Origin of the sequence: Comamonas sp., assembly GCF_009360615.1 — a bacterium.
Lineage (GTDB): Bacteria > Pseudomonadota > Gammaproteobacteria > Burkholderiales > Burkholderiaceae_C > Comamonas.
The window spans coordinates 1-26,272 of sequence record NZ_SPEY01000100.1; the positions used below are offsets into that span (position 1 = coordinate 1).

The window sequence follows — 26,272 nt, forward strand, 5'->3', positions numbered from 1 at the left end:
AGACCAACTTCTTCGTGGAGTGGATGGCGCTGGACCTGATCCGCAACACCCAGGGCGATGTGGTCGGCGTGACCGCACTGGAACTGGAAACCGGCGACCTGTACGAACTGCACGCCAAGGCCGTGCTGCTGGCCACCGGCGGTGCCGGTCGCATCTTCCAGGCTTCGACCAACGCCTTCATCAACACCGGTGACGGTCTGGGCATGGCGGCTCGCGCCGGCATTCCTCTGCAGGACATGGAGTTCTGGCAGTTCCACCCCACCGGCGTGGCCGGCGCGGGCGTGCTGCTGACCGAAGGCTGCCGTGGCGAAGGCGCCATTTTGCTCAACAGCGAAGGCGAGCGCTTCATGGAGCGTTACGCTCCTACGCTGAAGGATCTGGCACCACGTGACTTCGTGTCGCGTTCGATGGACCAGGAAATCAAGGAAGGTCGCGGCTGCGGTCCCAACAAGGACTACATCCTGATGAAGCTGGACCACCTGGGTGCCGAAACCATCCGCAAGCGTCTGCCTTCCGTGGAAGAAATCGGCCACAACTTCGCCAACGTGGACATCACCAAGGAACCCATCCCCGTGGTTCCCACCATCCACTACCAGATGGGCGGCATCCCGACCAACATCAACGGTCAGGTCGTGGTCTGGGACGGTCAGCAGAACAATGTGGTGGGCGGCCTCTACGCCGTGGGCGAATGCTCGTGCGTGTCCGTGCACGGCGCCAACCGCCTGGGCACCAACTCGCTGCTGGACCTGCTGGTCTTCGGCAAGTCTGCCGGCAAGCACATCGTGGAATTCGTCAACGGCTTCGGCGCTCACCACGAAGTGCCCGCCGACGGCGCCGAGCGCACCCTGGCCCGCCTCAACCAGTTGCAGGACTCCAAGGACGGCACCTACGCCCAGGACGTCGCCGGCGAGATCCGCCAATCCATGCAGACGCATGCTGGCGTGTTCCGCACGCAAAAGAGCATGGACGAAGGCGTGGAGAAGATCAACGCGATCCGCGACAAGGTCGGCTCCGTGACCCTGAAGGACAAGTCCATGGTGTGGAACACCGCCCGCATGGAAGCCCTGGAAGTGGACAACCTGATCGAAGTGGCGCAAGCCACCATGACCTCGGCCGCAGCCCGCAAGGAATGCCGTGGCGCACACACCGTGTACGACTACGAGCACCCTGCCGACCACGCCGAATTCCCGCTGGGCCGCAACGACAAGGAATGGCTCAAGCACACCCTGTGGGACAGCGCCACCAACAGCCTGACCTACAAGCCTGTGAACCTCAAGCCCCTGACCGTTGCCAGCGTTCCTCCCAAGGTCCGCACGTTCTAATTCAGCAGCCCACGAGAGAAGATCAAAATGAAGCGCACATTCAAAATCTACCGCTACGATCCGGACAAAGACGCCAAGCCCTACATGCAAACCGTGCAAGTGGAGCTGGACGGTCACGAGCGCATGCTGCTGGACGCCCTGGTCAAGCTCAAGGCCATGGATCCCTCCATTGCCTTCCGTCGCTCCTGCCGTGAAGGCGTGTGCGGCTCCGACGCGATGAACATCAACGGCAAGAACGGCCTGGCCTGCCTGACGAACATGAACACCCTCAAGGGCGACATCGTTCTCAAGCCCCTGCCCGGCCTGCCGGTCATCCGCGATCTGATCGTGGACATGACCCAGTTCTTCAAGCAGTACCACTCGATCAAGCCCTACCTGCAAAGCGATGTCTACGCATCGCCCAGCAAGGAGCGCCTGCAGTCGCCCGAAGAGCGCGAAGAGCTCAACGGCCTGTACGAGTGCATTCTGTGCGCCAGCTGCTCCACCAGCTGCCCCTCGTTCTGGTGGAACCCCGACAAGTTCGTGGGCCCGGCCGGTCTGCTGCAGGCTTACCGCTTCATCGCGGACAGCCGCGACACAGCCACGGGCGAGCGCCTTGACAATCTGGAAGATCCTTACCGTCTCTTCCGCTGCCACACCATCATGAACTGCGTGGACGTGTGCCCCAAGCACCTGAACCCCACTGCAGCCATTGGCAAGATCAAGGAGCTGATGGTTCGTCGAACCGTCTGATGCTGATGACGAATACTCTGCTCGACGAACGTGAGCGCGACCTGCTGAGGTGGCGCAGCCGCCGTGGTCTGGTTGAGAACGATCTGTTCATCGAGCAGTTCTTCGCCACCTACGGAAGCCAGCTCACGCGGAGACACGCGACTGGCCTGTCTGCCTTGATGGATCTGGCAGACAACGACCTGATGGATCTTTTCTTGCGTCGCAAGGAACCTGAAGGACAACTCGATACCCAAGAAGTCAGGGAAGTGCTGGAGATGGTGCGCAAGCGCCCGCCCGGTAACTGTCCCCAGTAGGCTAGGCAAACTAGAGAAGGAAGTTTGGAAATGAAACTCGCTGACAACAAAGCAACGCTGTCTTTCAGCAATGGCGCTCCCAGTGTGGAAATGCCGGTGTACCAGGGCAATATCGGCCCGGATGTGATCGACATCCGCAAGCTCTACGCCCAGACTGGCATGTTCACGTATGACCCGGGCTTCCTCTCTACCGCTGCCTGCCAATCCGCCATCACCTACATCGATGGCGACAAGGGCGAGCTGCTGTACCGCGGCTACCCCATCGAACAACTGGCCAAGAACTGCAACTTCCTGGAAACCTGCTACCTGCTGCTGTACGGGGAGCTGCCCAACGAGAAGGAAAAGGCCGACTTCGAAGAGCTGGTGACCAAGCACACCATGGTCAACGAGCAGATGCAGTTCTTCCTGCGCGGCTTCCGTCGTGATGCTCACCCCATGGCCGTGCTGACCGGTCTGGTGGGCGGCATGTCGGCCTTCTACCACGACAGCACCGACATCACCAACCCAGAGCACCGCAACATCGCCGCGATCCGTCTGATCGCCAAGATGCCTACGCTGGTCGCCATGGCATACAAGTACGGTATGGGCCAGCCCTACATGTACCCCAAGAACGACCTGTCGTATGCCGGCAACTTCATGCGCATGATGTTCGGCAACCCTTGCGAAGAGTACAAGGTCAACCCCGTGGTTGAGCGCGCTCTGGACCGCATCTTCATCCTGCACGCCGACCACGAGCAGAACGCTTCGACCTCCACCGTGCGTCTGTGCGGTTCGTCCGGCACCAACCCCTTCGCGGCCATCTCCGCTGGCGTGGCCTGTCTGTGGGGCCCTGCCCACGGCGGCGCCAACGAAGCCTGCCTGAACATGCTGGAAGGCATCCAGGCCAACGGCGGCATCGAAAAGGTCGGCGAGTTCATGGAACAGGTCAAGGACAAGACCAGCGGCGTGAAGCTGATGGGCTTTGGCCACCGCGTCTACAAGAACTACGACCCCCGCGCCAAGCTGATGCAGGAAACCTGCAACGAAATCCTGGCCGAACTGGGTCTGGAAAACGATCCCCTGTTCGCCCTGGCCAAGAAGCTGGAAAAGATCGCCCTGGAAGACGACTACTTCGTCCAGCGCAAGCTCTACCCCAACGTGGACTTCTACTCCGGCATCGTGCAGCGCGCCATCGGCATCCCCGTCAACCTGTTCACCGGCATCTTCGCCCTGGCCCGCACCGTGGGCTGGATCGCCCAGCTCAACGAACAGATGGCCGACCCCGAGTACAAGATCGGCCGTCCCCGCCAGCTGTTCACCGGCTCCGTGTCGCGCGACGTCAAGCCTATCGCTCAGCGTTGATCGGCACGCCCAGGCCCGGACTTCCGGGTCTCAGGGTGGCTCGAAGCCCGCAGACTGCAAAGTCCGCGGGCTTTTTTACGTGCACTTGCCATCTCGGCACCTGGAAAGAAACCATAGCTTGTCGCTCGCTATCCATATGTATTTCAGATTTAGATCGCCATGAGATCCTTTTGCAGAATGCGTCATTCGCTATAAACATTCATGAATCGGTCCGGGACAGAAAAGCCGGGCAAACCCGGAATCGGATCTTCCATACCGATCTCCATGCGGGCACAACGACAGCGCAATCTGGAACGGTCCCAGGTCGTGCCGGACTGGAACCAGCGCCACAGGAACCGACACACCACGCGGAGCTGCGAGCAGGTCGCGGAATGCTTTGCCGGGAAATTCATGGCCGAACCCAACGGCCGCCACCATGCGTCCGACCTCGAGAACCATCGCGAATTGCTCGAAGGCATGAGGCAGGACATGGAAGGTATTCGCCACGACATCCGGCACACCACGGCCGACGCGGACTCGGTGGTCCTCTCCATGGAGGTCTGCATCACCAAGGCCGAGGCGGTGCCCGGCACTTTGCCGCCATGCTGCCCATGCGCTGTGACGAGCATGAAAAGCTGAGTCTGTGGCGAGAGGTCTATGCGCCGCGCCCCCAAGCCGGCGCGCGCCGCAGACCTCTGACGCCGACAGCCCGCCTCAGGGCACGAGCAGGATCGGCTGCTGGGCGCCATGCGCCTCCAGCTGCCGGTGGGCCTGCGCCGCATCGGCCAGTGCAAACTCCTGCGGCTCGCCCATGCGGAAATGCTTTTTGCGCAGCGCCTCGAACAGGCGCGCGGCCATGGCATCGCGCTCCCTGGGCTTTTTGACGAAGTGAAACACCATGGGCCGGCAGACGCTGTTCGACTTGGCGGCCAGACGCGCAATCTCCAGCGGCGGCACCGGGCCGGAAGACTGTCCGTACATCACCAGCTGGCCGCCGATGCCGAGGCTGGCCAGCGAGGCGTCGAAGCTGTCCTTGCCCACGCCGTCGTAGGCCACCTCCACGCCTTCGCCGCCGGTCAGCTGCTGTACACGCGCAGCCACATCCTGGGCGCCGGTGCCGCGATAGCGGATCACCTCCACACAACCGGCCTGGTCGGCCTTTTTTGCCGTGGCATCGCTGCCCGCCGTGCCGATCACCATGGCTCCCAGTTGCGTGGCCCACTGGCTCAGAATCTGCCCCATGCCGCCACCGGCCGCCTGCACCAGAATCCGCGAGCCCTGGCTGATACGGGCCACGCGCTGCAGCAGCACATCGGCCGTCAGCCCTCGCAGCAGGCTGGAGGCGACCAGTGCGTCGCCGAGGTCATCGGGCACGGCCATCAGTTCGTCACCCGCAATCACGCGCTCGGCGGAGTAGATGGAATAGGCGCCGGAGACATAGCAGACCCGGTCGCCGGGCCTGAAGCGAGTCACGCCCTCCCCCACTTCGGCCACCACTCCCACGGCTTCGATGCCGGGCGTACCCGGCAGCGCCAGCGTCTTGTAAAGCCCGGAGCGCACATAGATATCGTGAAAGTTCACGCCAATGCGCGTGTGCCGCACGCGCACCTGTCCAGCCGTCAGCGGCGGCGAAGCGACCGAGGCGATCTGCAGGACCTCGGGGCCTCCGTATTCCGTCATGACAATGGCTTGATGCGTGATCTGACTCATGGCTGGTGCTCCTTGCGGGTTGTAATCCTGCGAATGTAGCCTGCGCCGCGCTTGTCCCTGCGCCTCGCTGCGACGCGGCAATTCCCGCACAATGCGCCTCCTGCACACCGCTATTGATTCTTCTATGTCTTTTGCCCCCCTAGGCCTGCGCGCCGAGCTTCTGGATGCCACCCTCGACCGGGGTCTGCGCGACGCGACGCCGATCCAGACCGAGGCCATCCCCGCCGTGCTGGCCGGGCGCGACCTATGGGCCTGCGCGCCCACAGGATCAGGCAAGACCATGGCCTATCTGCTGCCCCTGCTGCAGGCCTGGCTGGCGCAAAAGCGCGGCCAGACCGGCTTTGTGCGACCGCTGTCCACCCTGATTCTGGTGCCCACGCGCGAGCTGGCCCTGCAGGTTCATGAAAGCCTGAGCGACATCACGCGGCAGTTGCGTGAGCAACCACGCAGCCGCGTGGTCTACGGCGGTGTCTCCATCAACCCGCAGATGATGCAGCTGCGCGGCAGCGCCGACTTTCTGGTCGCCACGCCGGGCCGCCTGCTGGATCTGGTGGAGAACAACGCCGTGCGCCTGAATACCGTGCAGCGTCTGGTGCTGGACGAAGCCGACCGCCTGCTGGACCAGGGCTTTGCCGAAGAACTCAACCGCGTGCTGGCCCTGCTGCCCGCGAAACGCCAGACCCTGCTGCTCTCGGCCACCTTCCCGCAGAACGTGGAAGCGCTGGCGGCCCGTCTGCTGCACGACCCCGTTCGCGTGCAGGTCGATGCCGACCAGGCCGCCGAGCATTCGGCCAGCCCCGAGAACATCAGCCAGCGCGCCATTGCCGTGGACAGCACCCGTCGCACCCAACTGCTGCGCCAGCTCGTCAAGCAAGGCGAGAACCAACCCGAATGGGAGCGCGCCCTGGTCTTTGTCGCCAAGCGCCACACCGCCGAAATGCTGGCCGACAAGCTTTACAAGGCTGGCATCTACGCCACCACCTTCCACGGCGATATGAGCCAGGGCGCACGCAAGGATGTGCTCGATCAGTTCAAGGCCAAGCGCTGGCAGCTGCTCATCACCACCGATCTGGCCGCGCGCGGCATCGACATCGCGCAGCTGCCCACGGTCATCAACTACGACCTGCCTCGCTCGCCCGCCGACTATATTCATAGAATTGGCCGTACGGGTCGCGCAGGGCACGCGGGTTGTGCCATCACCTTTGTAAGCCCCGCCGACACTGCTCACTGGCAACTGATCTGCAGGCGCAATCAGCTGGAGATCGATCTGGAGCAAATCCAGGGCTTTGAGCCCACCGAGGCCCTGCCACCGCCGCCAGTCGCGCAGGACGGCAATGGCGGCATCAAGGGCCGCAGGCCCAGCAAGAAGGACAAGCTGCGTGCGGCGGCGGCAGCTGCCAAGCCGCAGTCCGACCGTTGAGCGCAATCCCTGCGAGGCCGGGATCTGGCCCGCCTCAGCCCGTCAGAAGGCCGCGCATGCGGCCTTTTTTTTGACGTCCGGCGGTGACGGGCTCCACCAGCCCGGACGCAGCCGCGCCCTCCTGGTGACGCTTGTACGACAGCGCAAGCTCCAGTTTTCCATAAAACCAATTGAAATTTGTTCACCAATTGATAAGGGCTATTCCTACACCACCCGCGTCGATAGTCAGAGACATTACGAAACATGGTTTACATGGTTTTTTTAAATAGAAATCGGTAGACCAGGTCCCTTGGGAGCACTGTGAACGCGCACCAAGGATGTCACTGACCTGTCTGTATGCGCATGCGAAGCGAAGCAGGGGAACGGCAATGAAATCGTTAAAAGCACTGGCAGGACTGACCATCGTCTTTGCCTGTTCCGCAGCCCGGGCCGATGAGGCCAGCCCGACCGCAGCCGAGACCGCCCCGCCTGCCGAGGCCACCCAGTCCTCGCAGCCCTGGCTGCCTGCGGGCGCCTGGCACATCAATCTGCACACCGTCAGCCACCACTTCAGCGAAAGGCAACATGGCAAGACATGGAATGAGGACAACCTGGGTCTGGGTATCAGGCGCGAGTTCTCCAGCGATTTTTCCGTGCAGGCCGGCTTCTATCGCAACAGCATCGACCGCTGGAGCACCTATGCCATCGGCGAGTACACGCCGCTGGCATTCGGCAGCTTCCACTCCGGGGTATATGCCGGCTTGCGCACCAACTACTCTCGCCCCGTCATGGCCGCCGCAGGAGCCCTGGTGCGCTGGCAGGGGGAACGCTACAGCGTGACCGTGCGCGCCGCGCCCAAGATCTGCGGCCAGTGCTCGGCATTCATCGCGCTGGAGCTCGGCTGGAAACTGTAGTCCCGAAGGAGCTGCCCCGCTGTGCAGCTCCGTTTCCGACACGGCAGACTGGCACCACTTCCACGCGGGCGACCTCCAGGAAGCCGTAGCAACTGTGAAGTTTTATCATAGGCAGAAAAATCGCAACCCAATAGAGTAAATTAAATAGAAATAACGATCAATAGAGAAATTTGAATTCTGATGCCAGAGAAAGTGAACAGAACAGATCCCGATCTGGTCGCTCCGCAACTTGCACCCGCCAGGATTGAAAGCCCTTCGAGCACGGACAGGAGCGAAGTTCCAGCGCCGGGCACCACTGAAGTGGCATGCGATGTGGTGCCCGAAGCCGCGCCCATATCGGCGCGCAGGCGCCTGTATCTGCCCCTGCAGGCCAAGTTCGCGATCGCCCTGGCTGCCAGCGTGCTGTGGGCGTGGATGGCGGCCACCGTGGCGCAACGCTGGATTCACGACCTGTCACTCGTTGTCGGAACGGTGCTTTCCCATCTCGTTGTCTGGGGCATTGCCGTCATTCCGGGATTCATGAATGCCTTTCTGGTCGTGAGCCTGCTGATGGACCGGCGCCCCGCCTTCACCGTCCAGTCCTACGAGACACGCCTGCCGGCCATCACCATTCTGGTGGCCGCCTACAACGAAGAAGCCAATATTCTCTCGACGCTCGCCAGCATCGACAGGCAGAACTACCCGGGCGAGCTGTCCGTCATCGTGGTCGATGACGGCTCCACCGACGGCACCGTGAAGAAGCTGGAAACCGTTGCCTACCCCTGGCTGGAGGTACTTCGCATGCCGCAGAACGTGGGCAAGGCGCGCGCACTGACCCAAGCGCTCGAGCGGGTCAGGACCGATATCACACTGACGGTGGATGGCGACTCCTATCTCTACAAGAACGCGCTCGCCAACCTGATCCGTCGCTACATCAGCGACCCGCCGGACACCCGCGCCGTGGCCGGAGCCGTGCTGACCCGCAACTCCCGCAGCAACTTCGTGACCAAGATTCAGGAATGGGACTACTTCCACGGAATCGCCGCCATCAAACGGCTGCAGAGCATGTACCACGGAACGCTGGTGGCGCAGGGCGCTTTTTCCGCCTATGACACCCGGCTGCTCAGGGAGCTGGGCGGCTGGCCGCATACCGTGGGAGAGGACATCGTGCTGACCTGGGGCATCCTGGAAGCGGGCTACCGCGTCGGATTCGCCGAGAACGCCTGCCTGTTCACCAATGTGCCCGAAACCTGGACACAATTCATCCGCCAGCGCCAGCGCTGGTCACGCGGCTTGATCGAGGCCTTCAAAAGTCACTGGCGGCTGCTGTTCAAGCCGAGGATGACAACCCTCTTCATATGGTGGAATCTGCTGTTTCCGTACATGGATCTGGTGTTCACCTTTGCCTTCCTGCCGGGCCTGATCCTGGCCTGCTTCGGCATCTACTGGATTGCCGGCCCCATGACGCTGCTGGTGCTGCCCTTGGCCGTGCTGGTGAACTATCTGATGTTTCACATTCAGTCCCACATGTTCCGCAGCCAGCGTCTGCGCGTGCGCCGCAACATCGTCGGCTTTGTGGTGTATGCGCTGTTCTACAGCGTGGTTCTGCAGCCTGCGTGCGTCTGGGGCTACCTCAAAGAATTAGTCAGTCGAACCAAGAACTGGGGAACCAAATGAACAAGCACGCCCGCCCGTGGGGATTGCTGACAGGCCTGCTGTTGCTGGCCTGCAATATCCATGCTCAGCCTTCCCCTGCCACGCCCGGCTATGTGCTGGGCGGCCTGGATGCGAGCAATGACTCCGACGGATTCAACGAATTCAAGCCCTGGGCCCAGTACGAAGCGGCCAACGGCTGGGGACTTCGCGCGGGCTGGCAGCGCTATCGGATGGACAGCTGGTCTGCCACCGGCCAAAGCCTCTATGCCACCCACTACCAGAAGAGCAAGCTCTGGTCTTCCCAGGCTCGCCTGGGCGTGAACCGCACCGACGGTCACGACAATCTGGTCGGGGCATGGGATGCCAACTACCAGTTGCGCCCTTCCACGGCCGTCGGCCTGAGTGCAGAACGCGACATCGTCAATTCACGCCGTGGCATACAGCAAGGACTGACGTCGACCAGCCTGCTCGGCGTGCTGGACCATCAATTCCTGCCCCGTTTCGCCGTAGGTGCCGCATTCGGCAGCACCTGGTTTTCCGACGACAACCGTCGAGACCTTCTCAGAACCCGCTGGACCTTCACGCTCAGCGAGGATCAGGGCTGGTACCTGTACGCTCTGACCCGCCACTATCGCAACAGCAGGCCCTATGGTGGCAGCTACTTCGCTCCCGAGCGCTTTCGCGAGGCGGCCCTGGGCGTGATGTGGAAGAAGGCGATCACCGATGGTCTCGTGCTGAGCGTGAACGCGGATGCCGGACGCCAGTACATCGATGGCGAAGGTCAGCAGCTTTGGCATGCAGGCCTGTACCTGTCATCCCCGCATCGGGCTCCCGTGCAGTGGAAAGTGGGGCTGACGAGCAGCCAGGACCATGCATCGGCGCTTTCCAGCAGCGGCAGTGGCTATCGCTACACAAGCCTGGTTGCCTTCGTGCGCATGCCGCTCTGAGAGGCACGAAATCGCGGCCAGGTGCGCAGCTGCTTCGCAGGCGGTTTTCCCGGTACAGTGAGCGGCTACTGATTGATCTGGGAAATCCATGTCCGCCAATGTGAATCACAGCGCAGCCGAAGACGCTGCCGAATCCATGGCTGCCGAGGCCGCTGCCCCCATCACCCGCCAACTCGAAAAAAGCCGACAGGCACTGCTGGACCTGTCCACCCGCAACCGCCTGCTGAGCCTGCCGCAGGCCGCCACGGCACGCGTGCTGCATTTCGCGGATGAGCGCACGGACGAGGTCTATCGCCTGCTGGCAGGCGAGGGCAAGTCCATGGGCTTTGTCCCGGCCAGAGCCGGGGAGGAAGAGCAGGTGGCAGCCACCCCGGCAGAGGCGCAGGAGAGGCTGCACCTGCCTGCCCTGCCCCAGCCCGAGGAGGAGGAAGACGACCAGCGCGATGCGCGCGGTGTGGCCCTGCGCCACCGTGACCTGAAACTTCAGACACGCCTGTCCAGCGAGAAGCTCCAGCGCCGCCTGCTGGACATGTACTCCGATGCCCGCACCTTCATCGAGGAGCAGGGCGTCAACATCCTGTTTCTGGCGCTGGGCCAGCTGCAGTGGTTCGACCGCAACGCTCCCGACAAGCCTCGCTTGGCGCCGCTGATTCTGCTGCCCGTCGCACTGGAGCGCAAAAGCGCCGCCGAGCGCTTCACCCTGTCCTGGCTGCAGGAAGACGCCGCGGAGAACCTGTCGCTGGCCGCCAAGCTCAAGGCCGACTTCGGCATGGAGCTGCCCGAATTCCATGCCGGCGACGACTTCGATCCCGCAGCCTATCTGGCGGCAGTCGCCACCATGGCCGCCGCCCGGCCCGGCTGGCAGGTACTGCCCGACGCCATGACGCTGGGCTTCTTCAGCTTTGCCAAATTCCTGATGTACCGCGATCTCGATGCTGCGACGTGGCCGCCGCAAAAGCGACTCGACCGGCAGGCGCTGATCGCCGCCACGCTGCAGGACGGTTTCCAGGCTTGCGAACACCTGTTCCCCGAAGACGCCGATGTGGACCAGCTGATCCCCGTGGACAGCCAGCGCCATGTGGTCGATGCGGACAGCTCGCAGTCACTGGCCATCGAAGCCGTGCGCCGTGGCGAAAACCTCGTCATCCAGGGCCCGCCGGGCACGGGCAAGTCCCAGACCATCACGAACGTGATTGCAGCAGCGATTGCCGACGGCAAGAAAGTGCTGTTCATCTCCGAGAAGATGGCCGCGCTGGAGGTGGTGAACCGGCGACTGAAATCCGTGGGCCTGGGACCCGCCTGCCTGGAGCTGCACAGCCACCACACCCACAAGCGCAAGGTGCTGGAGGAGCTCAAGGCCACACGCGATCTGGGCAAGCCGCGTGTGGAGCACCGCGAGCAAATCATCCATGAACTGAGCAGCGTGCAGCAGCAGCTCAATGCGCACAGCCGGGTCATGCATCAGGCACTGGCTCCCTGTGCACTCACGCCCTACCAGATCCTGGGCCAGCTGGCACGGCTGGATGCGGTGCAGATCGCACACCTGCCCGATCTGCTGCAAGACGCACAGGACTGGTCGCCCGAGGACTTTCGTTCACGCCAGCAGATTGCCGAAGCGCTGCGCCAGGCGGCGTACAGGGTGAGCCCGGTGACCGGGCACGCATGGCGCGGCGTCTGCCACCCGGCACTGCTCAAGCTCGATGCACAACGTTTGGCCCAGCAACTGCCGCCGCTGCAGGCATTGCTGGCACGGTTGCAGCAGGACAGTGCGCAGCTCGCGCAATTCCTGCGCATGCCGCCGGCGCACGAGTTGCAGACTCTGCATGAGCAGATCATGCTGGCGCAGCAGCTCTCCAGTGCCCCGCAGATGGACCGGCAGGCCGTCGCCAACAGCATCTGGGATCAGGGTCTGGACCCGTTGCAAAGGCTGGTGGAATGCGGCGCCCGGTTCAGCCGACAGGCGCAGAGCCTGCGCGGCAGTTTTGCCGAATCGGCCTGGACAGCGGACTGGAACAGCGTGCGCCAGAGCATTGCGGCCCATGGCGATTCGCTGTTTCGCATTTTCAACCGCAGCTACCGCGCAGCGATGGCCGGCTTCAAAGGCCAGCTCAGCACGGAATTGCCAGGCTCGCGCGCAGAACGCCTGCATCTGCTCGACAGCCTGATCGAAGCCCAGCAACTGCGCCAGACCCTGGGCCAGCAGCAGAACCAGGGCATCGATGCCTTTGGCAGCCTGTGGCTGGGCGAGCAAAGCGACTGGGCCCGTCTGCAGGCCGTGCTGGACTGGATGACCGGCACGGACGGACAGGGCCGCAGTGCCACCTTTCGCCGGCTTCATGCCCAACTGCCCTCACCCGAACAGGGCGCCGACCTGGCCGCCCAGACCGCTGCATCGCTGCAGGCATTCGAGGAGGCGGCGCAAACCTTGCTGAGCGGCTACCGGCTCGATGTGCGGGAGGCCTTTGACAGCGCGGATCTGTCCAGCATCCCGCTGGCGAATTTCGCCGAGCGACTTGGCCAGTGGATCGACGGGCACGACGCCTTGCTGGACTGGACGCACTACCACGCCTGCCGCGAGCAGGCGCGTGCCGCCGGCATGGCCCCCCTGGTGCAACAGCTCGAGAATGAAGCGGTCGCGCTGGATGGCCTGTCCGCCAGCCTTGAGCGCGCCTACTACGAAGCGCTGCTGCGTCGGGCCACGCAGCTTCACCCCGAGCTGGTCGCTTTCAACGGCGATCAGCACAGCCAGAGGGTTCGGCAGTTCCGGGCCCTGGACCTGGAGCGCATCGAACTCGCGCGCGCCCAATCGGCACTCTCTCACTATGAGCGCGTCCCGCGCAACGCTTCCGGCATCGGGCCGCTTGGCGTGCTCAATGGCGAGATTGCGCGCAAGCGCGGCCACATGCCGCTGCGCAAGCTGTTCAGGCTCGCGGGCGAAGCCGTCCAGGCCATCAAGCCCGTGTTCATGATGAGCCCGCTGTCCGTGGCCCAGTTTCTGGAGCCTGGTGCGGTCGAGTTCGATCTGCTCGTGATTGACGAGGCCAGCCAGATCGAGCCTGTGGATGCGCTGGGCGCCATCGCCCGCTGCAAACAGCTGGTGGTGGTTGGCGATGACCGGCAGTTGCCGCCCACGCGATTTTTCTCGCGCATGACCAGCGAGCAGGATGTCTTCGACGACGAGGACGATGACCAGCGCGTCGCCGCAGCCGCGGATGTGGAGAGCATTCTGAGCCTGTGCCTGGCCAGGGGCATGCCCCAGCTCATGCTGCGCTGGCACTACCGCAGCCGCCACCAGTCGCTGATTGCCGTGTCCAACCAGCAGTTCTACCAGAGCGGCCTTTACGTCGTGCCCAGCCCCTACACGGCCCGCTCGGGCATGGGTCTGCGCTTTCACCATCTGCCCGAAGGCCGCTTCGACAGCGGCGCCAGCCGCGTCAACCGCGTCGAGGCCCAGACCATTGCGCGCGCCATCATGCAGCACGCGATGCAGTCGCCGCAGCTCAGCCTGGGCGTGGCCGCCTTCTCGCTGCAGCAGAAAGTCGCCATCCAGGACGAGCTGGAGCTGCTGCGTCGCCAGCAACCCGAGGCCGAGTCCTTCTTTGTCGCCCATCCCGACGAGCCCTTCTTCATCAAGAACCTGGAAAACGTACAGGGTGACGAGCGCGATGTGATCTTCATTTCCGTGGCCTACGCGCGCAACGCGCAGGGCTATCTGCCCATGCGCTTCGGACCGGTGAGTGCCGATGGCGGCGAACGCCGTCTGAACGTGCTGATCTCGCGCGCCAAGCAGCGTTGCGAGGTGTTTTCGTCCATCACCGCCGACGATATCGATCTGGAACGCGGCAAGGGCAAGGGCGTGGCGGCGCTCAAGGTCTTCCTGCAATACGGGGCCACCGGCCAGCTCGCCGTGGCCGGTGTCAGCGGACGCGATCTGGAATCGCCGCTTGAAGAAGATGTGTACGAGGCGCTGACCGCCCAGGGTCTGCTGGTGCAGACCCAGATCGGCATTGCGGGCTTTTTCATCGACCTGGCCGTGGTCGATCCCGAGCAACCGGGTCGCTACCTGCTGGGCATCGAGTGCGACGGCATGAACTATCACCACAGCCGTAGCGCGCGCGACCGCGACCGCTTGCGCCAGTCGGTGCTGGAGAGCCAGGGCTGGACACTGCTGCGCATCTGGGGCTGCGACTGGTTCCGCCAGCCGCGTGCCCAGACCCAGCGCGTGCTGGCTGCCGTCGAAGCGGCCAGACAATCCAGGGATACTGCAGAAAATCAACCCTCAGCCCCGCCCCCTCAGGCACCGGCTGCGACAGAAGGCGTCGTACGCGCAGCGCTGTCCGAGACCGGCAGCGCCGACACCGGATCGGCCGCCGTCCCTGACGACAGCCGCTATCAGGAAGCCCGCTTTGCGGTTCCCGCCGGCGAGCTGCATCAGCAATCCACCGCACAGCTGGCCCAGCTGATGCGCCGTGCGGTGGAGCTGGAAGGCCCGATTCATCGTGACGAACTGGTGACCCGCATGCGCACGCTCTGGGGTCTGCAACGCGCCGGCAGTCGCGTGCGCGAAGCGCTGGAGCAAGCCCGGCAATCGCTGCTCGCCGACGGGACGCTGGCCGCCGAGGGAGATTTTCTCGACCTGCCGGGACGCGCAGTGCGGGTGCGCAACCGTGCCGAGGTCCGCTCGGCGAATCTGCGCCGCATCGACTGCCTGCCGCCGGCCGAGATCCGTGCAGCGATTGCCCTGACTCTCAAGACCAGCCTGGGCGGCCAGCGCGACGAGCTGCCCGCCGCCGTGGCCCGGCTGCTGGGCCTGAGCGCCGTCACCGCACCCGTGCGCGAGCTGGTGCTGACGCAGCTCGATGTACTGCATGGAAGCGGCGCCGTGGCATTGAGCGGAACGCTGTACCGGCTGCCGGCATGAACCATGCGCCTGGCACACGCAACGCCCGAAGCGGCTCCTGGCGTTTTCTGGGTGACGTCGCCGGCGGCCAGACACCTTCCTCTCAGAGGTCGTCGCTGACCTTGCGATCCTCGCTCTTGGCCTGCTCCATCGCCTCGGGCTCCAGCTCTTCCGCCGAGCGGTTCAGGTGCACGAACACCCCCCATCCCGCCAGCAGGACGCCCACGGAAACCAGCAGGGCTGCGGGGTAGAGCATTTGCTCGGGGGTTTCCTGCGCCTTGAAGGTGGCCACCAGACCCTCGATCGCCAAGGCCACCACCAGCACCACCATGAAACGCGACAGGAAGCGGCGCACCCGCGTCGGCCCGCTGATATGGGCCTCGCGCACCACCTCTTCCTCCACCATGGTCTGCGAGATCTGCAATGCCACCACGCCCGAGGCCAGGATACCCAGCGCTTCCACCGCATGCAGCGTCGACTCCGGCTGCAGGCCGCCCACGATGACGCCCCAGGCCTTGGTCACCGCAATCCACACCAGACTCAGCGCGGCGAGACCGAACAGCAGGGCAATCAGGGAATGGGTGGCGGCGTAGATCAGGTGAACAAGCTTCATGGTGCAACCTCCGGAGAAGCCGTCAATGCTCGCAGACCTCGGGGGCACACTCCGTAGGACAGACATGGCACTCGCGCCTCGCTCGCAACACGCGGAAGAACCGCGGATGTCCGTCCCTGGCGCTTGCCTCCTGCCCGCCGGCGACAGGCCGGCAGGCGCTTTTGTCCCATTCGACCACCAAATCGAAATACCATTGCGCAATGCCCCGCCAGAACACCCGCCCCGCAGACTTTCCGCCAGCCATCCTGGCACAGATCGAAGAACTCGCCCACGTCATCGTGGCGCAACGCAAGCAACGGGGCGAAACACAGGCACAGTGGGCAGAGAGGCTCGGCATCTCCCAGCCGACCATGGCACGCATCGAGCGCGGCGACCCGGCCGTTGCCATGGCGACCTATGTTTCCTGCCTGTGGCAGCTCAATCCCGCGCTGGACCTGACACAGCTGCTCGCTCCGTCGGCAACGCCGGTCAGGACGCCGGCACTGGCACCCGCGTCCCGCTCGGATACAGCCGGCCCCGGCAGCAAAAGACCTGCAGCGCCAAAGAGAACGACACCTGCCGCCGAGCCAGCCGTCGAGACCGCAAGCCACGACGCGCAACAGGCGCAGATCGAACGCAATTTTGCGGCGGCCAAGGCCGCCCTGGACTTCTTCAGGAGCCCGCTGTTCTGAGCGGCTGCCCGAAAGCCCGGGGCCTGCAGCCGGATGCCGCCAGGGCATCAGTCCCCGAAGCGCTCCCGGTAGGCGACAGGTGTGATGCCCAGCTTGCGCACGAACAGATGCCGCAGCGCCTGCTCCGACCCCAACCCCACCTTGGCGGCCACGGTCTTGAGCGGCAATGAGCCCAGATTCTCCAGCAACTGCTTGGCCCGCTCCAGGCGGGCATTTTCCACAAAGCTGCTGGGGCTGCAGCCGGTCTCCTGCTGAAAGACACGGCGAAAGTTGCGCTCGCTCATCGCCGCCTTGCCGGCCAGCAGCGCCAGCGGCATGGGCTGGTCCAGATGCTCCAGCACCCACTGCTGGGCAGCCTGCACGGCGCGGTGCTGCGTGGCCTGAGCGGCCAGGGACACGCTGAACTGCGACTGCCCGCCGGGGCGCTTGAGATACATGACCAGATCGCGCGCCACCTGCAGCGCCAGCGCATGGCCGAAATCATGCTCCACCACCGCCAGCGCCAGATCGATACCGGCCGTGACGCCGGCCGAAGTCCAGAGCTGACGCAGGCCGTCGCTGTCCCTGATTTCGTCGCACACATAGATCGCATCGGCATCCACCTGCACCCGTGGGTAACGCTGGGCCAGCGCCCCTGCCACGCTCCAGTGCGTGGCTGCGCGGCGATCATCGAGCAGACCGGCTGCCGCCAGAAAGAAACTGCCGCTGCACAGTGCGATCAGGCGCCCGACCCCGGGTGCCACCCGCGCCACCCAGTCCACCAGCTCGGGCGAGGCCGCCAGCACCTGCTCGATATGGCGTGCGCCCACCAGCAGCACCGTGCACCCCGTGCCCTCGGCCTCGACCTGCGCCAGGGTATGACTGGCCTGCAAGCCCATCAAGGTGTCCGAGGGCACCAGACCGGCCTGTGACGCCACCACCCGCACCATATACCCGTCAGGCAGGCCTTTCTGCCGCAAATGCACATTGGCATAGTCAAACACGGACATGGGGCCTATGGCTTCCAGCGCCTTGAAGCCGGGGTAGACAACCAGATCGACGCGGTGGGCGCCAGCGTGATGGTGTTCCATACAAAAATCAGAGCAGTTCGAGCATACAAAACCTGCGCTGCAGGCACTTGCAACGCACAGGCCTCGACTATACGCAAGCCCTCCGGGCACCTCGGGTCGGTGGGCTCATCCACTGCTAAAGTCCGGGGCTTCTGTGCCCCTTTGCATGCCCATGATTCCCGGACCTCTTTTTTCCCTGCCCATGCTGTTGCTACTGCTCGCGCCCTGGGTGGCAGCCGGCCTGAGCCTGTGGCTGCTGCTGCGCGGGCTGCTCTGGTGGCGGCGCCACAGGCGCGCCCCTTCTTCCGGCCGGCCACCTTTCTGGCGATGGCCCGTCGTGCTGGTGGCGATACTGGCACTGGCAGGCGACCTCTGGGGTCTGGTGCTGGCGCACAAGCTGGCGCAGATCGAAGAGGCCGTGACCCTGCGCGCCCACTACCGAGAGAGCCGACAGCGCTTCGTGCTGCCCGAGGATTTCCGCTACGGCGAGCAGCTATTCCCCCAGGGCACGCTGATCAATCGCTACGACGCCTTCGACAACGGCGAACGCCAGCGCCCGCTCGGCTTGCGGGGGTTGAACGCGGCACGCTTTGTGCAACCGGTCCGGATCGCTGGCGCCTGGGTCAGCGCCATCGACAGCCAGACAGTGGAGCTGGCCCGCGACCAGCGCCTCGGTCCGGTATTCCACTTCGATCCCGACGCCGAGCCAGGTTATGGCGCCTGGGTCGTCGATCCGAAGCGCGCCTACCTGGAATGCCGCAAGGGCGATATCGCCCGCCTGCATGTTCCCTTGATCGCCTATGACATCCAGGCCGAGTTTCTGGTCGGAGCCCCCGATGGCCCCGAAGCGCGCTACCGCCCCAGTCAATGGGGTTTCATCGACTGCCAGGCGGGCAAGCCCGCGATTGAGGTGCTGCCGGCCTATGACGGCCCGGCACCTGCGGGCGCTCACCTGCCGGTATGGGGGACGCTGATACCGAACGAGGATTGAGCCGGCGACGCGCGCAGCGCCGCAACACGCCGTCCCGCCCGACGGGCCGCCGCCCTTGGCGGGCTTGCACCGAATCGCGCCAACGCGTCCTTCCCGGCAACGCTGCCGGCAGCAAGATCAGCGGACTGCCGAGGGCAGATATCCAAAGCGCGCGCGGAAACGTTCGGCAAAACGGACGCTTGACCTGTAGCCACATGCCTGGGCAATCTCCGGGACACTCAGCGATGTGGTTTGCACCAGCATCATGGCGTGGAGCATGCGCACATCCCTCAGCACCTGCTCAAACCGCACCTGTTCACCCGCCAGGCGGCGGCGCAGCGTGGCCTCGCTGACGGCAAGCGCCTTTCCTGCAGTCTGCGCCGTCCAGTGCTGGCCGGGTGCTTCGCCAATCAGGGCGCGCAACCGCCCGGACATTCCCGGTGCCACGGGGGGCCTGAATGCGAAGCCGCGCTCGGCCAGGGCCGCCAGAAAGTCCAAGGCCCGATATCGAAGGCGCTCGTCACTGACGGGCCGGGCTCCTGCACCCGCAAGCACATGCTGCAGCGAGGATCCGAGGTCGGCGTCCAGGGGAATCTTCCGAAAGGATGCAGACGCTGGCAAAGTCTCGGACTCCAGGGCGCGTCCCCGGCGAAAAGCGGCAAGCAGTTCTGGCGACAGCGTCAGATAGATCGAGCGAAAGCGCTGTTCCATGCCGCCAGGTGTTTTGATCAGATCTGCACAGGCATTGGCCTCGACGAGCAGCAATGATGTACAGGCTTGCACTGCGATCCGGTCGATGCGGCAGTCAAGGTCCAGTCGCCCCGCCGCGATGAGCAGCACGGTCGCCTCCTGAAACAGGAAGCGGGGCGTGTGCTGCGCCTGCGTCAGACAAGGCTGGGCCACGGTGCACAGGCCACGCCGCCATTGGGGCGCGCCTGCGGGAAGCAGCCATGGTAGATCCCCCGACGGGTTCTCCGGTGTCGCAGAGGCTGCCCTCGCGATTGCCATTGCAGACTTTGTCCTACCGGGCACCGGTGGGCAGCGAGACAGCAGGATTGAGGCTGTAGACGCCTGTGAGGCGGGCCTGTCCAAGCACCTCGGCCGATGCGAGTGCCGCACGCACATTCGCCCCCGTCAGGGCTCCGGACACCTCCAGCGTGGGCGTCGCCACGGCATAGACGGTGAACACGTAATGATGGATCCGGGTGTCGTTCCAGGGCGGGCAAGGGCCGTCATAGCCGAAGTACTCCCCCTTCATCTGTTCGTCGGTGGCAAACCATCCCGTGTAGTCGTTCAGGCCGTGACGCCATCCTCCTGGCGCGGCGGGTCCAGTCTTGCCCCTTGGCGTCACGCCGTCCGAATGAGCGCCTGCGGCGATGGACCTGACATGGGCCGGAATGTCGAGAAGCAGCCAGTGAAAGAAGTCCACACGGGCCAGGGAAAACGGAACCTCCCGACCCTCCTGGTTCACATCATCCCCCTTGCTGGGCACGTCGGGGTCATGGCAGACGACGACAAATGACCGGGTTCCCTCCGGCACGTCACTCCAGGCCAGATGCGGGTTCCGGTTGGACGACAGGGTCACATGGGATGCGGCATCAGGCACTGCGAATGCGAATTCGCCAGGAATGCGCTGACCATCTTGAAAACTCTGGCTGATAAGTTGCATGGGGATCCGTCCTTGCGGGAGTTGAGCGTGTGTGACGTGCATCGACGTCCTGCACAAGTGTAGGAAATCGAGCGCGCCCGAAAGCACCAAATCCGATCAATCGCTTCACGCACCCTGTCAATTCGGATGCATCCGGATCACAGCGTGCCCTGCCACCGCATCGTCAGTGCTCGGACTTGCGTGCCTGCGCGGGGGTCTGCTGCGCCTGCAGCCGGCAGCATCCTGGCCGGCAGGCGCTTCGCGAGCCCCCCGGCATGCCCTCCAAACGGAGCATGTGCCTTGCTGATGCGCCGCGCGCGGCGAGCGAAAGGAATGGCAGCCCTATTGTCTGGCAAGGCACACTTGGTTGCGCCCTTGTTCCTTGGCTGCGTAAAGGGCTCTGTCCGCCCTGTCGACGAGCGCGGAGGCTGACGACTGCGGCGCGGATCCGCTTGCGCACGCGACGCCAATGCTGATCGTGATTCGCACCAGTCTGGTTTTCTCGTTACCCAGGGACATCAACTCAACCTGCTGCCTGATGAATTCAGCCAGCTTCGCGGCACCGGACAAGTCTGTACCGGGTAGCAGAACGGCGAATTCTTCACCTCCGTAGCGCGCGAGAAGGCTTCCCGAGCGTTGTACGCAGTGCGCCAGCAAAGCGGCAAAACACCTGAGCACCTCATCTCCAAACGGATGGCCAAAAGTGTCGTTGAGATGTTTGAAGTGGTCCACATCCAACATGAGCAGCGAGAGGCTCGACCCCGATCTGTGCGCCCTGCGCCACTCCGACTCCAGTTCTGCGTCAAAGCGCCTGCGGTTCACGAGGTTGGTCAGGGCATCTTTTCCCGCCAGGGACTCCAGATGTGTCGTCAGCTGCCTCAGCTCCTCCTGTTGCCGTCGCGACACGGTGATGTCCACGTGCGAGAAAAAGCTGCAGCCATCGGCCTGAGTCCCACGCAGCTCCACAACCCGCACCCAGCGATCATGTGGCAGCGCCAGTACATAGGGAGCCCCGGAAAAGCGCTGCCGCTCCTTGAGAACGGTCAGTCCGGCTTCATATTCAGGCGTGGGTTGCTCATGGCGCCAGGCCTTTGCATAGATTGCTTCGAACCTGAGCGTGCGAAGACTCTCGGAGCCAGGAAAGCTGTAGAGCTGAAGAAAAGAGTGGTTGGCCCACACCGCCTTGTCTTGCGCATCCACCATCAAGATGCCGTCAGCCAGGCTCTCGAGGGCCATTGCAGTGTCTGCCGACATCTGGTGTGGCAGCTGCACCTGCTTCGGGCTCATTCGGTCCTGCATCCCCGTGAGCAACGGAGCCGTTTTGCGCCACACCCTGATCCGCCCGAAGGCTCCCAGGGACACTGAAGCCACGCGAACGCGGTAGTCATAGTGGTCGAATTCAAAGGCGCGATGCTGGTGGTGATGCCGCTGAAGACCTTCCTCGATGTAGCGACCCAAGTGGGGCAATTCGTCTTCGGCAAGCCTGCGCAGATAAAAGCGCCGCAAATTCTCCCGGTAGTCTTCTCCCGCATAGACGAAGCCTGCATGCTCGGGGAAAAACTGCAAAAACGTATCGTTCCAAAGCAGGGTTCTGTCTTTGGCGTCAAAGATGCACACTGCCACCTCGAGTTGGTCCAAGGCAACTGCAATCAATCGGAGAATCGAAATCAAAGGCTGCTAGAAAAATAGTTAGCCATACAAGTCTGCGTTGCCGACACCCGGCAAACATTGGTGCAAACCCTTTTGGCGGTGGAATCATTCAAAAGTGGACACCCACACTACAAGATGTCACCCGGTTGCACGCATCGCGTGCGAGTGCAAGTGCGCGTGCGAGCGCGGAAGTCTCCTCGCATGGTAGCTGCTGGCCTTGCACGGATGGCCTGGCAGCAACCCCTCGCCCTGGCATGAGCCCGCTTGCAGCCGGTGGGGCCTCGGCGGTCGCAGTGGAGCGCCCCCCGGCACCGGCCAGCGCCATGCTCCGTCTGTGACGAGGCGGCCCGCACACCGGGGGCCTGCCGGTATCGGCCGCCCGGCGCATTCGATGTCATGGCATCGCCAGCCAGCGCAAGACGCCCCGACGAAGCGGGTGACATTCGGCCAAAGAGCCGCCATCTGCGGCCACGAATTTCCCTAGGGCGACGGGATCGCCTACATTCACACTTCACACCCGGTGCGCCCGGCCCGGCCCAGACGCCGCCTCGGGCGACCACCGCATCCTCAGCCTTCCAAGAAAGACCTGCTCATGAAATCCCGCGCCGCCGTAGCCTTCAAAGCCGGAGAACCCCTGCAAATCGTCGAAATCGACGTTGCGCCGCCCAAGGCTGGCGAGGTGCTGGTCAAGATCACCCATACCGGCGTCTGTCACACCGACGCATTCACCCTGAGCGGTGACGATCCCGAAGGCATCTTCCCCGCCGTGCTGGGCCACGAAGGCGCGGGCATCGTGGTCGAAGTGGGCGAAGGCGTGACCAGCGTCCAGCCCGGCGACCATGTGATTCCTCTCTATACCGCCGAATGCGGAGAATGCCTGTTCTGCAAGAGCGGCAAGACCAATCTGTGCGTGGCCGTGCGCGCCACCCAGGGCAAGGGCGTGATGCCCGACGGCACGACCCGCTTCAGCTACAACGGCGAGCCCATCTACCACTACATGGGCTGCTCCACCTTCTCCGAATACACGGTGGTTGCCGCCGTCTCGCTGGCCAAGGTCAACCCCGACGCCAACCCCGAGCAGGTCTGCCTGCTGGGCTGCGGCGTGACCACCGGTCTGGGCGCGGTCAAGAACACCGCCAAGGTCCAGGAGGGCGACACCGTGGCCGTGTTCGGCCTGGGCGGCATCGGTCTGGCCGTGATCCAGGGTGCCAAGCTGGCCAAGGCCGGCCGCATCATCGCCATCGACACCAACCCCGGCAAGTTCGACCTGGCCAGGACCTTCGGCGCCACCGACTGCGTGAATCCCAAGGACTTCGACAAGCCCATCCAGCAAGTGATCGTCGAGATGACCGGCTGGGGCGTGGACCACAGCTTCGAGTGCATCGGCAATGTCGACGTGATGCGCGCGGCGCTGGAATGCGCCCACCGCGGCTGGGGCCAGTCGGTCATCATCGGCGTGGCCGGTGCCGGTCAGGAGATCAAGACCCGCCCCTTCCAGCTGGTCACCGGCCGCAAGTGGCTGGGTACGGCCTTTGGCGGCGTCAAGGGCCGCAGCGAGCTGCCCGGCATGGTGGAAGACGCCATGGCCGGCAGGATCCAGCTCGAACCCTTCGTGACCCACACCATGGGCCTGAAGCACATCAACGAAGCCTTCGAACTGATGCACGAGGGCAAGTCGATTCGCTCGGTCGTCAACTACGCTGACGCTTCGTAACCAGCTGGGGCGCATTGCCTGGGCGGCCCCGCGCCTTCCCCCTGGCAGGGCGCCCCTCTCTCCACGCGCTGCGCGCTGTGGGAGGGGGACGATGCCTTCGGCTGAGCGCCCCCGCCGCGAGGCGGCTCCTCCTCGGCAACTCTGACCGAGGCTGTGCCAGTTATTGATGCCTCGTCCGGCGCTTTTAGTCACGACTTACGCAAAACAGGCTCAAGCAAGGCGACGACCCTGGTTGACTGGCCGCTGTTTCATTCTTGTGTGCGTAAGTCCCATTAATTTCATAGCTGCTTGCGCATGCTTTGATCCATATTTAGATATAAAACAGCTGCAAACGCCTGATTGACGAGCGCAAGCAGCTTTTCTTCGAGGGGTGACTGCCATGGAACTCAAGAACGCCCACGCCTGCTTTGGTGGTGCTCAGCGCTATTACGAACACCATAGTTCCGAGACCGGCCTCGCCATGAAGTTCTCGGTCTATCTGCCGCCCAAGGCCGTGATGGGCGAGAAGGTACCGGCCCTGCTCTATCTGGCAGGTCTGACCTGTACCGAGGAAACCTTCATGATCAAGGCCGGCGCCCAGCGCCTGGCCTCCGAACTCAATATCGCCCTGATCTGCCCCGATACCAGCCCTCGCGGTGCCGGGCTGGCGGGCGAAGCCGACAGCTGGGACTTCGGCGTGGGCGCCGGTTTCTACCTGGACGCGACCACCCGGCCCTGGGCGCTGCACTGGCGCATGGAGAGCTACATCCTCAACGACCTGCTGCCGCTGGTCGGCAGCAAGCTGCCCGTGGACCTGCAGCGTCTGGGCATCTTCGGCCACAGCATGGGCGGCCACGGCGCGCTGACCCTGGCATTGCGCCACCCCGGGAGGTTCAGGTCGGTTTCCGCCTTTGCACCGATTGCCAATCCCGTCCACTGCGCCTGGGGCCACAAGGCATTCAGCGGCTACCTGGGCCAGGACAAGGCCGAATGGGCCAGGCATGACGCCAGCGAGCTGATGAGCGCCCAAGCCACCGCCCCCTATCCTGGCGGCATCCTCGTCGACCAGGGACTGGCCGACAAGTTCCTGATTGAAAAGCAGTTGCTGCCCGAAGCTTTCGAAGCCGCCTGTGCCAAGGCCGGCCAGCCGCTCACGCTGCGCAGGCATGCGGGCTACGACCATGGCTACTATTTCATCCAGAGCTTTGTCGACGACCACCTGCGCCACCATGCGCAGCAACTGGGCGCCTGATGCGGCAGGTGGCGATGGGTGCCCCTGCCCGTCGCCGGATCAGTCCTCGGATCGCGCGGCTCTTCTGGCGCGCCGCTGCTGCTCACGCTCATCGGCACGCTGGGTCTGCACATACAGCTGCTCCACCTGTTCGCGCGCCCAGGGTGTCTTGCGCAGGAACTTCAGGCTTGAGGAAATGCTGGGATCCAGATTGAAGCAGCGCACGGGCACGCGGCGCCCCAGCTCGCGCCAGCCGTAATAGTCGACCAGGTCGGAGACGATGCGCTCAAGCGTCAGCCCATGCAGCGGGTTGCGCGGTTGTTCTTGGGAAGTCATGGGCGCATTGTCGGGGAATCGCCCTCCAGGCGTCTGCTCCGGGGACATCGGAAATGCGCCACGCCGATGACATGGGTTTGGCTTTCCTGCGCACCGGCAAGCGATCACACTTTTGACAACCGGCCTGACAGGCAAGCAGCCGCAGCGAACGAGAACGCAGTTTGCCTCGGTGACCGTGACGAGGCGTGAAGGAGCATCGGATGTCCAAGCAACCACAAGTCCCCGAAACCCGGGGGGTGGCCGTGCAAATGCTGGCCACGCTCGACCTGGGCCCCGAGATCGAAGGCATGGCGGGGCGGCAACTGCGCATGCGTCTGGTGACCATGGCGCCAGGCGGTGTCTTCGGCCCGGTTCACGACCACCGGGATCGCCCCGGCATGGTCTACATCCTCGAAGGATGCATCACCGACCATCGAAACGGCGTGGCCACCGACTATGGCCCGGGCGTGGGCTGGCCCGAAGACAGGAACACCACGCACTGGCTGGAAAACCGTTGCGCCGTGACGGCGGTGGAAATTTCGGTCGACATCGTCCGGCTGCAAGCAGGCCTGAACTAGGAGCACTCCTCCCGGCGGCTGCCGCTGGCGGACCTCAGACCGGTCAGGTGGCGCGCGGCGCCTGGACCTCGTAGAGCCACAGATCCCGCTGCCCGATCCCCAGCTCCGGCCAGGCGGCGCGCCAGGCCTGGATATGTGCAGAGGCAAAATGGGCATCCAGCGCCGCCTGATCCGCCCACCGCTCCTTCACATGGATCAGTCCCGGCTCCAGCACATCCTCGGCATAGCCGTACTCGAGACAGCCCGGCTCGGCGCGCGAGGCTTCCACCATGGCACGCATGGCAGGTCGGGCAAGCGCCAGGTTTTCGGATGGCAAACGCACGGTACCGACGATCAACAGCATGTCTTTTCCTCTTGAGCACAAGCAAACATCGTAGCAAGCAGCGCTCACTCGCTCTGCCCCGTGCGCAAAAAAGGGAGGGCCATGCCCTCCCTGAAACACCTTCCAGGCGTTGATGCTGATCAGCGGTCCTTGGCAAGAGGCTCTCAGGCACGCATGAAGGACTCGAAATAGGCGCTCAGTGCAGCGTGGTCGCCCAGGGGCAGAACCTGGGCCACATACTGGTCGGGACGCACCACCACCAAAGCGCCCTGCTGGCGGTCGATGCCGCGCAGCTCGAAGATGTCCTGACCGGCATTCTTCAGATCGGGGCTGAACACCTTTTCATAGTCGATCATTCCC

The 26,272-nt window shown here is 64.0% G+C and carries 23 protein-coding genes and 1 pseudogene; 15 read left to right on the forward strand and 9 right to left on the reverse strand.

The window, feature by feature from the left end; translation table 11 throughout:
• The 5 genes from E2583_RS21835 to E2583_RS21855 all read left to right on the forward strand — a co-directional run.
• A partial coding sequence (locus tag E2583_RS21835) for an FAD-binding protein (RefSeq protein WP_291598602.1) occupies positions 1-1,322 on the forward strand: 1,322 nt, incomplete at its 5' end.
• Between the two features lie 27 nt (positions 1,323-1,349).
• Entirely contained in the window at positions 1,350-2,054 is a 705-nt protein-coding gene (locus E2583_RS21840) for a succinate dehydrogenase iron-sulfur subunit (RefSeq protein WP_003053210.1), read from the forward strand.
• Positions 2,054-2,347: a succinate dehydrogenase assembly factor 2 gene (locus E2583_RS21845; protein WP_291598605.1), complete on the forward strand. Its 294-nt coding sequence runs from the start codon at positions 2,054-2,056 to the stop codon at positions 2,345-2,347. The genes E2583_RS21840 and E2583_RS21845 overlap by 1 nt, the downstream gene beginning before the upstream one ends.
• 30 nt (positions 2,348-2,377) lie before the next feature.
• Positions 2,378-3,688 (forward strand): citrate synthase, encoded by a 1,311-nt coding sequence (locus tag E2583_RS21850; protein WP_003053203.1) that lies wholly within the window; start codon positions 2,378-2,380, stop codon positions 3,686-3,688.
• A 390-nt stretch (positions 3,689-4,078) separates the two neighbouring features.
• Positions 4,079-4,306: a hypothetical protein gene (locus E2583_RS21855; protein WP_291598608.1), complete on the forward strand. Its 228-nt coding sequence runs from the start codon at positions 4,079-4,081 to the stop codon at positions 4,304-4,306.
• Positions 4,307-4,381: 75 nt separating this feature from the next.
• On the opposite strand, the gene E2583_RS21860 is transcribed toward E2583_RS21855, so the two are convergent.
• Positions 4,382-5,377 (reverse strand): quinone oxidoreductase, encoded by a 996-nt coding sequence (locus E2583_RS21860; protein WP_291598610.1) that lies wholly within the window; start codon positions 5,375-5,377, stop codon positions 4,382-4,384.
• A 124-nt stretch (positions 5,378-5,501) separates the two neighbouring features.
• Between E2583_RS21860 and E2583_RS21865 the strand changes: the two genes are divergently transcribed.
• The 5 genes from E2583_RS21865 to E2583_RS21885 all read left to right on the forward strand — a co-directional run bounded on the left by E2583_RS21865 (position 5,502) and on the right by E2583_RS21885 (position 15,193).
• On the forward strand, positions 5,502-6,797 hold the full coding sequence (locus E2583_RS21865; protein ID WP_291598612.1) for a DEAD/DEAH box helicase: 1,296 nt from the start codon (positions 5,502-5,504) through the stop codon (positions 6,795-6,797).
• A 368-nt stretch (positions 6,798-7,165) separates the two neighbouring features.
• Positions 7,166-7,690 (forward strand): hypothetical protein, encoded by a 525-nt coding sequence (locus E2583_RS21870; RefSeq protein ID WP_291598613.1) that lies wholly within the window; start codon positions 7,166-7,168, stop codon positions 7,688-7,690.
• 192 nt (positions 7,691-7,882) lie between these two features.
• Positions 7,883-9,346 (forward strand): glycosyltransferase family 2 protein, encoded by a 1,464-nt coding sequence (locus E2583_RS21875; protein ID WP_291598615.1) that lies wholly within the window; start codon positions 7,883-7,885, stop codon positions 9,344-9,346.
• Positions 9,343-10,272, forward strand: a complete 930-nt coding sequence (locus E2583_RS21880) for a hypothetical protein (protein WP_291598617.1) — start codon at positions 9,343-9,345, stop codon at positions 10,270-10,272. Before E2583_RS21875 ends, E2583_RS21880 begins: the two co-directional genes overlap by 4 nt.
• A gap of 88 nt (positions 10,273-10,360) precedes the next feature.
• Positions 10,361-15,193, forward strand: a complete 4,833-nt coding sequence (locus tag E2583_RS21885) for a DUF3320 domain-containing protein (protein ID WP_291598620.1) — start codon at positions 10,361-10,363, stop codon at positions 15,191-15,193.
• Positions 15,194-15,275: 82 nt separating this feature from the next.
• Here E2583_RS21885 and E2583_RS21890 read toward each other — a convergent pair whose 3' ends face one another.
• A complete protein-coding gene (locus E2583_RS21890; protein ID WP_291598623.1) occupies positions 15,276-15,785 on the reverse strand; it encodes a hypothetical protein in 510 nt (169 codons plus the stop codon).
• A gap of 200 nt (positions 15,786-15,985) precedes the next feature.
• Between E2583_RS21890 and E2583_RS21895 the strand changes: the two genes are divergently transcribed.
• Positions 15,986-16,456 (forward strand): XRE family transcriptional regulator, encoded by a 471-nt coding sequence (locus E2583_RS21895; RefSeq protein ID WP_291598625.1) that lies wholly within the window; start codon positions 15,986-15,988, stop codon positions 16,454-16,456.
• A gap of 47 nt (positions 16,457-16,503) precedes the next feature.
• Here the strand turns inward: E2583_RS21895 and E2583_RS21900 are convergent, their stop codons facing one another.
• Positions 16,504-17,526 carry a GlxA family transcriptional regulator gene (locus E2583_RS21900; RefSeq protein WP_291598627.1) on the reverse strand — a complete coding sequence of 341 codons (1,023 nt, stop codon included), beginning with the start codon at positions 17,524-17,526 and terminating at the stop codon, positions 16,504-16,506.
• Positions 17,527-17,677: 151 nt separating this feature from the next.
• On the opposite strand from E2583_RS21900, the gene E2583_RS21905 reads away from it, so the two are divergent.
• Entirely contained in the window at positions 17,678-18,496 is an 819-nt protein-coding gene (locus E2583_RS21905) for a hypothetical protein (RefSeq protein WP_291598628.1), read from the forward strand.
• Between the two features lie 117 nt (positions 18,497-18,613).
• On the opposite strand, the gene E2583_RS21910 is transcribed toward E2583_RS21905, so the two are convergent.
• From E2583_RS21910 to E2583_RS21920, 3 genes are all read right to left on the reverse strand, one after another.
• The gene (locus E2583_RS21910; protein WP_291598630.1) at positions 18,614-19,378 is read right to left on the reverse strand and encodes a helix-turn-helix transcriptional regulator; all 765 of its coding nucleotides are present in this window, start codon (positions 19,376-19,378) and stop codon (positions 18,614-18,616) included.
• A gap of 118 nt (positions 19,379-19,496) precedes the next feature.
• A complete protein-coding gene (locus E2583_RS21915) occupies positions 19,497-20,144 on the reverse strand; it encodes a YbhB/YbcL family Raf kinase inhibitor-like protein (protein WP_291598632.1) in 648 nt (215 codons plus the stop codon).
• Between the two features lie 321 nt (positions 20,145-20,465).
• Positions 20,466-21,761: a diguanylate cyclase gene (locus tag E2583_RS21920; RefSeq protein WP_291598634.1), complete on the reverse strand. Its 1,296-nt coding sequence runs from the start codon at positions 21,759-21,761 to the stop codon at positions 20,466-20,468.
• 604 nt (positions 21,762-22,365) lie between these two features.
• Here E2583_RS21920 and E2583_RS21925 point away from each other — a divergent pair.
• Together E2583_RS21925 and fghA are read left to right on the forward strand one after the other, a co-directional pair.
• A complete protein-coding gene (locus tag E2583_RS21925; protein WP_291598636.1) occupies positions 22,366-23,487 on the forward strand; it encodes an S-(hydroxymethyl)glutathione dehydrogenase/class III alcohol dehydrogenase in 1,122 nt (373 codons plus the stop codon).
• 379 nt (positions 23,488-23,866) lie between these two features.
• A complete protein-coding gene (gene fghA / locus E2583_RS21930; protein ID WP_291598639.1) occupies positions 23,867-24,718 on the forward strand; it encodes an S-formylglutathione hydrolase in 852 nt (283 codons plus the stop codon).
• A gap of 39 nt (positions 24,719-24,757) precedes the next feature.
• Here fghA and E2583_RS21935 read toward each other — a convergent pair whose 3' ends face one another.
• Complete coding sequence (locus tag E2583_RS21935; protein ID WP_291598641.1) at positions 24,758-25,033, reverse strand: VF530 family protein; 276 nt, start codon at positions 25,031-25,033, stop codon at positions 24,758-24,760.
• Between the two features lie 200 nt (positions 25,034-25,233).
• Between E2583_RS21935 and E2583_RS21940 the strand changes: the two genes are divergently transcribed.
• The gene (locus tag E2583_RS21940) at positions 25,234-25,590 is read left to right on the forward strand and encodes a cupin domain-containing protein (RefSeq protein ID WP_291598644.1); all 357 of its coding nucleotides are present in this window, start codon (positions 25,234-25,236) and stop codon (positions 25,588-25,590) included.
• A gap of 43 nt (positions 25,591-25,633) precedes the next feature.
• Here E2583_RS21940 and E2583_RS21945 read toward each other — a convergent pair whose 3' ends face one another.
• Positions 25,634-25,933, reverse strand: a complete 300-nt coding sequence (locus E2583_RS21945) for a putative quinol monooxygenase (RefSeq protein ID WP_291598647.1) — start codon at positions 25,931-25,933, stop codon at positions 25,634-25,636.
• Between the two features lie 143 nt (positions 25,934-26,076).
• A pseudogene (locus E2583_RS21950) lies at positions 26,077-26,272 on the reverse strand (3-hydroxybenzoate 4-monooxygenase); the annotation flags it as partial.